The 7,273-nt window shown below is 73.4% G+C and carries 9 protein-coding genes; 6 read left to right on the plus strand and 3 right to left on the minus strand.

What is annotated here, in order from left to right; translation table 11 throughout:
- Nucleotides 1–313: TetR/AcrR family transcriptional regulator (locus KS423_RS33020; RefSeq protein WP_224283436.1), on the minus strand; the 313-nt coding region annotated here is incomplete at its 3' end.
- A gap of 231 nt (nucleotides 314–544) precedes the next feature.
- On the opposite strand from KS423_RS33020, the gene KS423_RS33025 reads away from it, so the two are divergent.
- Nucleotides 545–1,702: an acyl-CoA dehydrogenase family protein gene (locus KS423_RS33025; protein ID WP_224283437.1), complete on the plus strand. Its 1,158-nt coding sequence runs from the start codon at nucleotides 545–547 to the stop codon at nucleotides 1,700–1,702.
- Nucleotides 1,703–1,779: 77 nt separating this feature from the next.
- Here KS423_RS33025 and KS423_RS33030 read toward each other — a convergent pair whose 3' ends face one another.
- Nucleotides 1,780–2,046 (minus strand): hypothetical protein, encoded by a 267-nt coding sequence (locus KS423_RS33030; protein ID WP_224283438.1) that lies wholly within the window; start codon nucleotides 2,044–2,046, stop codon nucleotides 1,780–1,782.
- Between the two features lie 120 nt (nucleotides 2,047–2,166).
- Here KS423_RS33030 and KS423_RS33035 point away from each other — a divergent pair, with 120 nt between their 5' ends.
- Complete coding sequence (locus tag KS423_RS33035; RefSeq protein ID WP_224283439.1) at nucleotides 2,167–2,484, plus strand: cupin; 318 nt, start codon at nucleotides 2,167–2,169, stop codon at nucleotides 2,482–2,484.
- Here the strand turns inward: KS423_RS33035 and KS423_RS33040 are convergent.
- Nucleotides 2,474–3,079: a TetR/AcrR family transcriptional regulator gene (locus KS423_RS33040; protein ID WP_224283440.1), complete on the minus strand. Its 606-nt coding sequence runs from the start codon at nucleotides 3,077–3,079 to the stop codon at nucleotides 2,474–2,476. The two genes, KS423_RS33035 and KS423_RS33040, sit on opposite strands and share 11 nt — an antisense overlap.
- Nucleotides 3,080–3,188: 109 nt before the next feature.
- On the opposite strand from KS423_RS33040, the gene KS423_RS33045 reads away from it, so the two are divergent.
- The 4 genes from KS423_RS33045 to KS423_RS33060 form a co-directional block, all read left to right on the plus strand.
- Nucleotides 3,189–4,739, plus strand: a complete 1,551-nt coding sequence (locus KS423_RS33045) for an MFS transporter (protein WP_224283441.1) — start codon at nucleotides 3,189–3,191, stop codon at nucleotides 4,737–4,739.
- 206 nt (nucleotides 4,740–4,945) lie between these two features.
- A complete protein-coding gene (locus tag KS423_RS33050) occupies nucleotides 4,946–5,515 on the plus strand; it encodes an isoprenylcysteine carboxylmethyltransferase family protein (protein WP_224283442.1) in 570 nt (189 codons plus the stop codon).
- 206 nt (nucleotides 5,516–5,721) lie between these two features.
- On the plus strand, nucleotides 5,722–6,030 hold the full coding sequence (tatA, locus tag KS423_RS33055; RefSeq protein ID WP_224283443.1) for a Sec-independent protein translocase subunit TatA: 309 nt from the start codon (nucleotides 5,722–5,724) through the stop codon (nucleotides 6,028–6,030).
- Nucleotides 6,031–6,189: 159 nt separating this feature from the next.
- Nucleotides 6,190–7,273: hypothetical protein (locus tag KS423_RS33060; protein ID WP_224283444.1), on the plus strand; the 1,084-nt coding region annotated here is incomplete at its 3' end.

The raw sequence follows: 7,273 nt of genomic DNA on the forward strand, positions 1-7,273 counted from the left end.
GCAGCCGGGCGTCGCGCTGCACCAGGGTGCCGAGCGGGCGGTGGCCGACCGCGACGGCGGCCAGCGCGGTGCCGAGCTCGGCGGTGGTGCGGGCCGGGCGCAGTCCTTCGGCGAGCGCGTCCAGGCCCAACCGCACAGCGCGGTCGAGCAGTTCGGGCTTGCCGCGGAAGTGGCGGTAGAGCGCGGGCGCGGTGATGCCGACGCCGGCGGCGACCTCGGTCATCGAGACCTGGTGGTAGCCGCTGCGGTGGAAGCGGTCGGCGGCCACGGCCAGGATCTGGGCGCGCCGCCCGGGCGGCCGTCGGACCACCATCGCGAGCCCCCCTCCCCTTCGGCCGGGTACCGCTCCGGTACCGGCGCGGCATCGACGGAAGGCTAGCAAGGATTCACTTCGCACCCCCGTCGACCGTGCTCCCCAGGGCCCTCTCACGGCCGGCCCACTCTGGACAGCCGAAGCTACCCCGGATTAACTTGTGGGGCCATCACCAGGCACGTTCCGCCCCGGCCGGCAGCCCCGGCCGGTGCCGTCGAAGGGAGCGCCGCCGTGCGCCGCACCGTGTTCAACGAGGACCACGAGGCCTTCCGGGAGACCATCCGGGACTTCATCGCCAACGAGGTCGTCCCGGTCTACGAGAGCTGGGAGGCCGAGGGCCACCCGCCGCGCGACTTCTACCGGCAGCTCGGCGCACTCGGCGTCTACGGCATCGAGGTGCCGGAGGAGTACGGCGGCGCGGGCGAGAGCGGCTTCAAGTACCAGGCGGTGATCGCCGAGGAGACCGCCCGGGCGGGCGTGAGCTTCGGCTCCTCCGGCGTGCACACCGGCCTGGTGCTGCCGTACCTGCTGGAGTACGCGAACGAGGAGCAGAAGCGGCGCTGGCTCCCCGGCTTCGTCTCCGGCGACATCATGACCGCGATCGCGATGACCGAGCCCGGCGCCGGCTCCGACCTCGCGGGCATCTCCACCACCGCGAGGCTCTCCGAGGACGGCACCCACTACGTCCTGAACGGCGCCAAGACCTTCATCACCGGCGGCGTGCTGGCCGACCTCGTCCTGGTGGTCTGCCGCACCGCCCCGTACGACCCGGAGAACCGCCGGGCCGGGCTGTCCATCCTCTGTGTGGACACCTCCTCCGAGGGCTACACCGTCGGCCGCAAGCTCCAGAAGATCGGCCTGCGTACCTCGGACACCGCCGAGCTGGCGTTCAGCGACGTCCGGGTGCCGGTGGAGAACCTGCTCGGCGAGGAGGGCAGGGCCTTCTCCTACCTGACCCACAACCTGGTGCAGGAGCGGCTGGCGATCGCCGTCGGCGCGTACGCGGCGGCCGCGGCGGCGGTGCGGTTCGCGGTGCAGTACGTCAAGGACCGCAAGGTGTTCGGCAAGGCGGTGGCCGAGTTCCAGAACACCAAGTTCACCCTGGCCGACTGCGAGGCCCAGGTGGTGGCGCAGCAGTCGATGGTGGACCGGGCCCTGGAGCTGTACCAGAACGGCGAGCTGACCGTCGCGGACGCGGCCGCGGTGAAGCTGTTCTGCACCGAGTCGGCCTCCACCGTGATCGACAAGTGCCTCCAGCTGCACGGCGGTTACGGCTACATCCTGGAGTACCCGATCGCCCGGCTCTACACCGACAACCGGGTGTTCCGGATCTACGGCGGCACCAGCGAGGTCATGCGCAGCATCATCGCCAAGTCACTGGGGCTGTAGGCCCGTCCCGGTCCGACGGCACGGCGGGCCGCACCCCCCGGCGGCTCGCCTCGCCGCTGCCGGCCGGGCGGGTGGGCTCAGTTGGGCGAGCTGTGCTCGGCGCGCCAGGCCTCCCAGCCCGCCGTGGACGCCACCTTCGCCTCCCGCAGGGCCCGCTGGGCGAGCGCGGTCGGCGGGGTGTCCAGGCCGCGCACCCAGCTGCGCCCGGCCGCGATCAGCGCCGCGCACACCACCACCGTCCCGGCCGCACTGAGCGCGGTGCCGATCGCGGTGAGCGCCACGCCGCCGGTCAGCAGCGGGCGGTTGACCCGGAACCCGGAAATGACTCTGTCGTTGGTCGCCATGCCTCCACGATGCGGGCAGCCGGCGGAGCCTGCACCTCGGACCGCTCGGCCCCGGTCGCTCCGGGTGCGGGAGGCCCGGACGTCCGCGACCCTGGGCACACGGAGTGAGGAGGCGGCGCGATGCCCGATCTCGAACGGCTCGCCGTGGAGCACGCCGCCCTTGCGGCCGAGAGCCCGCACGGGCGCAGCGCCCACCTGGTGCTGCACGACGGGATCCTGCGGCAGACCGTGATCGCGCTGACCGCGGGCACCGCGCTGGACGAGCACAACCCGCCCACCGCGGGCAGCGTCCAGGTCCTGCGCGGCCGGGTCTCGCTGACCATCGCCGGGCGGCGGCTGGAACTGCCGGCCGGCCGGCTGGAGCCCGTCCCGCAGGAGCGGCACGGGCTGCTCGCGCACGTCGACTCGGTGGTGCTGCTGACGGCCGTCACCGCCTAGCGGACTCGGCCTCCACCGGGCTGAACACGCTGTCGCCGACCAACCGCAACCCGCGCAGGAAGTCCCGTCCGCTGGGAGCGAGTTCGGGCGCGGCCAGCCACTGGGCGCAGTAGCCGGCCAGCAGGGTCTGGTAGAAGGCGCCGCGGACGACCTCCTCCTCGGTGTCCGGCACCTCGGGCAGCCCCTGGAAGACCGCGGCCAGCCCGAGCCGGCCCTCCTTCTGCGCCGCCGCGAAGGCCTCCGCCAGTTCGGGGGCGTGTCCGGCCTGGGCGAGCGCCTCGAACTGGGCCGCCCAGAGCCCGCGGTGCTCGACGAAGACGTCCCGCAGGCCGTCCCAGACGGCCGCGAAGCGCACCCCGGGGTCGTCCGACACCTGGTTGGCGGCGATCACCACCGCGCCCAGGGCCTCCCCCATCTCCCCGATCGCCTCGATCATCGCCGCGTTGAGCAGCGCCTCCTTCGAGCCGAAGTGGTAGCCGATCGCGGCCAGGCTGACGCCGGAGGCGGTCGCGACGTCGCGGGCGGTGGTGCGCCCGTAGCCCTTCTCGTACAGGCAGCGCTTGGCGCCGGCCATCAGGTCTTCGCGGTTTCCCATGCCCCGATCCTACGGAAGCCCTGGACGAATGTCTTGCACGATCGTCTTGCACGATCGATTTACACATATGTACTAGACAAGCGTCTCACTCATCCGTACCGTCTTCCCCATGACCGCAACCACCGGCCGCGCAGGCCGTCGCGCATGGATCGGCCTGGCCGTCCTCCTGCTCCCGACCCTCGTCCTCACCATGGACATGGGCGTGCTCTTCTTCGCCGTCCCGTACATCTCCACCACGCTGGCGCCCAGCGGCACCCAGCAGCTGTGGATCATGGACATGTACTCGTTCCTGCTGGCCGGGCTGCTCATCACGATGGGCGCGCTGGGCGACCGGATCGGCCGCCGCCGGCTGCTGATGATCGGCGCCGCCGGCTTCGCGGGCGCCTCGCTGCTGGCCGCCTGGTCGCACGACGCCGGCCAGCTGATCGCGGCCCGCGCGGTGCTCGGCGCCGCCGGGGCCACCGTGATGCCCTCGACCCTCGCGCTGATCCGCAACATGTTCCACGACCCCAAGCAGCGGCAGATCGCGCTCGGCGCCTGGGGAGGCATCCTGACCGCCGGGGCCACCCTCGGCCCGGTCGCCGGCGGCCTGCTGCTGGAGCACTTCTGGTGGGGCTCGGCCTTCCTGCTCGCCGTCCCGGTGATGGCCCTGGTGCTGCTGACCGCGCCCGTCCTGCTCCCCGAGTACCGCTCCACCGGCCGCACCGGACGCTTCGACCTGCTCGGCGCCGCGCTCTCCCTGGCCGCGATCCTGCCGCTGGTCTACGGCATCAAGACGGTCGCCGTCGAGGGCTGGAGCCTGCTGCCCGGGCTCGCCGTCCCCACCGGACTGCTGCTGGCCGGCGCGTTCGTCCGGCGCCAGCGCACCGCCGCGAACCCGCTGCTCGACCTGAGCCTGTTCCGGATCCGCACCTTCAGCGGCGCGATCAGCGTCAACACCGTCGCGATGTTCGCGATGATGGGCTTCGCCCTCTTCACCTCGCAGTACCTCCAGCTGGTCAAGGGCATGAGCCCGCTGACCGCCTCGCTCTGGTCGCTGGTGCCGAGCCTGGGCGTCGGCGCGGCGGTCGGGGTCAGCTCGGCGCTGGCCGGCAGGGTCCGCCCGGCAGTGCTGATGGGCGGCGGCTTCCTGGTCGGCTCGGTGGGCTTCGCGATGATGACCCTGGTCGGCCCGCACTCCCCACTGGCGCTCGTCCTCACCGCGGCGGGCGTCCTGGCCGCCGGGACCGTCGGCACCATGACGATGACCGCCGAGATGGTCGTCTCCGCCGCCCCGGTCGAACAGGCCGGCGCCGCCTCCGCCACCTCCGAGACCGCCGTGGAGCTCGGCAGCTCGCTCGGCATCGCCCTGCTCGGCGCGGCCGGCGCCGCGGTCTACCGCCACCGGCTGGACGGCACCCTCCCGGCCGGCGTCGACGGCGAGGTCGCCCGGACCGCCCAGGACACCCTCGGCGGCGCGGTCACCGTCGCCGCCCACCTGCCCGGCCGGCTCGGCGCCGACCTGCTGGAGACCGCCCGCACCGCCTTCACCGACGGCCTGCACGTCGCCGCCGTGGTCGGCCTGGTCTTCGCCCTGGGCGCTGCGGTCCTGGCCTACCGCCTGATGCGCCACCTCCCGGCCGCCGCCCCCGCGCCCACGCCCGAGGCCGTCGCCGCCTGACCCACCCGGCCCGATCCACGCGAGTCATCGAGAGCCCCCGCCCATCCCGGGCGGGGGCTCTCCGCCGTTTCGGAGGCACGGCGCGCCGCCGCGCCGAGCCTCCACCCGGGGGTGGACCGCGGTGGTCCACCCCCGGGTGCGTGTGCCGACGGCCCACCGGGAGGACCGTGGAGACACACCTCGGATCCGACCTCCGGGAGCCCCTGATGCCCCTGCCCGCCCTCCTCTCCCTCCTCGGCGTCCTCTGCTGGATCACCTACGAGCTGCTGCTGCGCCGGCGCGAGGACGCCTCCGCCGGCACCTGGCACGCCGACCGCCGCGACCGCGGGTCGACCCGGCTGCTGCTCGGCTGCTACGTGGTGTCGGCCCTGGTCGTGGTGCTGTTCGACCGCGCCGCGATCGGTGAACTTCCCGGCTGGGCAGGCTGGTTCGGGGTGGCCATGGTGGCCGCCGGGCTGGCGCTGCGGGCCTGGGGCATGCGCACCCTGGGCCGGTACTACACCCGCACCCTGCGCACCGTGGACGCTCAGCACCTGGTCCGCACCGGCCCGTACCGGCTGATCCGGCACCCCGGTTACGCCGGCAGCCTGCTGGTCTGGATCGGCTACGCGGCCGGCACCGGCGGCTGGGCGGCCGCCCTGGTGGTCGCGGCGCTGCTACTGGCCGCGTACGGCCGGCGGATCTCCGCCGAGGAGCGGATGCTGCTGGACGCCTTCGGCAGCGAGTACGCGGAGTACCGTCGGGTGTCGAAGCGTCTGGTGCCGTTCGTCCACTGATCGCACCGCGGCGGCGGGTGTGAGCTTCGGCACCCGCAATCGTCCGGATGGGCGCCACGGCGCTCGCGATCCGCTCGAACGGCACCTGGTTTTTGGCCAGCGTTTCCCGGCTGGTGTATCCGTTCTCCGTCAGGGCCAGGCATACTGGCCAGCACGGGCGCTAGCGCCCGCCACGACTCTAGACAAGAAGGGACCGGTGGCCAGGGATGCTGCGGAACGGTCTTGAGCCCTGGCACATTCTCGTGGTGCTGGCGGTCGTCATCCTGCTGTTCGGATCGAAGAAGCTGCCCGAGATGGCCCGCGGTCTGGGCAAGTCCATGCGCATCCTGAAGGCCGAGACGAAGGCCATGCGCGAGGACGACACCCCGGCGGACGCCGCCGCCGGCACCGCGCAGAGCACCGCCGCTCCCCAGCAGAGCGCCGCCGCTCCCCAGCAGAGCGCCGACCGCCCGGCCGTCACGCCGACCAACGTGACCAAGGCCGCCGAGACCAAGCGGCCCGAGACGACCGCCTGAGTCCCCCTCTTCTCCGGAAAGCCCCTGGTGAGCCACCAGGGGCTTTCCGCCGTTCCGGGCCGGTGGGGGGGGACGCTCCGGCCGCACGACCGTCGACTGGCCGTCCGATCTGATCCGTTGTCTCCTGGTATGCACCCATCGGAGGAACGGAGTCCCGGCATGCCGACCGACCAGCCCGGCGACGAACTGGCCGAGCTACGGGCCCGGCTGAGCGCGGTCGAGGCCCAGGAGGCACGGCTCGCCGACCAGTTGGCGGCCGGGCCGGCACGGCACCCGCCCCGCCACCGGGTGCGCGCCTTCTTCTCCGCCCTGCTGATCGTGCTGGCCTGCGTGCTCACCCCGCTCGGTGCCCTCGCGCTCTGGGCGAGGTCCGAGATCAGCGACACCGACCGCTATCTCGCGACCATGGCCCCGCTGGCCGAGGACCCCCGGGTCAAGGCTGCCGTCGCCGACCGGGTGACGGCCGAAATCATGAAGAAGCTCCCGCTCGAATCGCTGCTCGACGGCGTCGCCCCGGCCGACAGGCCCAAGCTCGACGCCCTGCTGGGCAGCATCGGCCAGGCCCTGGACAGCGGACTCGGCGGCTTCGTCCACACCGAGGTCGAACGGCTCGTGGACAGCGACGCCTTCACCACCCTCTGGACGGACGTCAACCGGGAGGCGCACGCCGCCGTCGAGAAGATGGTGACCGGGCAGGGCGGCGGCGCCGTCGAGGTCCACAACGACACGGTGGTGCTCGACCTCGCCCCGGTGATCGCCCGGGTGAAGTCCGCACTGGTGGACCGGGGGCTCCCGCTGGCCTCACGGATCCCGGAGATCCACACCTCCTACCCGCTGGTGCAGTCCGACGCCCTCCCCAAGGTCCGCACCGCCCTGCGGGTGCTGGACCTGGCCGGTTTCTGGGTGCCGGTGCTGGCCGGCGCCTGCGCGCTCGGCGGGGTGCTGCTCGCGACGCGGCGCCGCCGGGCGGTGGTGGCGGCGGCCCTCGGCATGGCGGGCGGGGCGCTGCTGCTGGGCATCGGGCTGAGCGTGTTCCGGGCCGTCTACCTGGACCGGCTCCCGGCCGACGTCGACCAGGGGGCCGCCCAGGCCGTGTACGACACCCTGGTGCGGTACCTGCGTTCGGCCGTCCGGGTGGTGGTCGCCCTCGGCCTGCTGGTCGCGCTCGGCGCCTGGGTCATCGGCGGCGGGCGGTGGGCGCGCACCGTCCGCGGCGGCTGGCGCGCCGGGCTGGGCGCGGTGC

Origin of the sequence: Streptomyces sp. LS1784 (assembly GCF_020103755.1) — a bacterium.
GTDB lineage: Bacteria > Actinomycetota > Actinomycetes > Streptomycetales > Streptomycetaceae > Kitasatospora.

Excerpts from the sequence above, each read along its gene's own strand:
- KS423_RS33030 (WP_224283438.1), bottom strand. The coding sequence starts at position 2,046 with ATGGCGACCAACGACAGAGTCATTTCCGGGTTCCGGGTCAACCGCCCG.
- KS423_RS33035 (WP_224283439.1), top strand. The coding sequence starts at position 2,167 with ATGCCCGATCTCGAACGGCTCGCCGTGGAGCACGCCGCCCTTGCGGCC.
- KS423_RS33040 (WP_224283440.1), bottom strand. The coding sequence starts at position 3,079 with ATGGGAAACCGCGAAGACCTGATGGCCGGCGCCAAGCGCTGCCTGTAC.
- KS423_RS33045 (WP_224283441.1), top strand. The coding sequence starts at position 3,189 with ATGACCGCAACCACCGGCCGCGCAGGCCGTCGCGCATGGATCGGCCTG.
- KS423_RS33050 (WP_224283442.1), top strand. The coding sequence starts at position 4,946 with ATGCCCCTGCCCGCCCTCCTCTCCCTCCTCGGCGTCCTCTGCTGGATC.
- tatA (WP_224283443.1), top strand. The coding sequence starts at position 5,722 with ATGCTGCGGAACGGTCTTGAGCCCTGGCACATTCTCGTGGTGCTGGCG.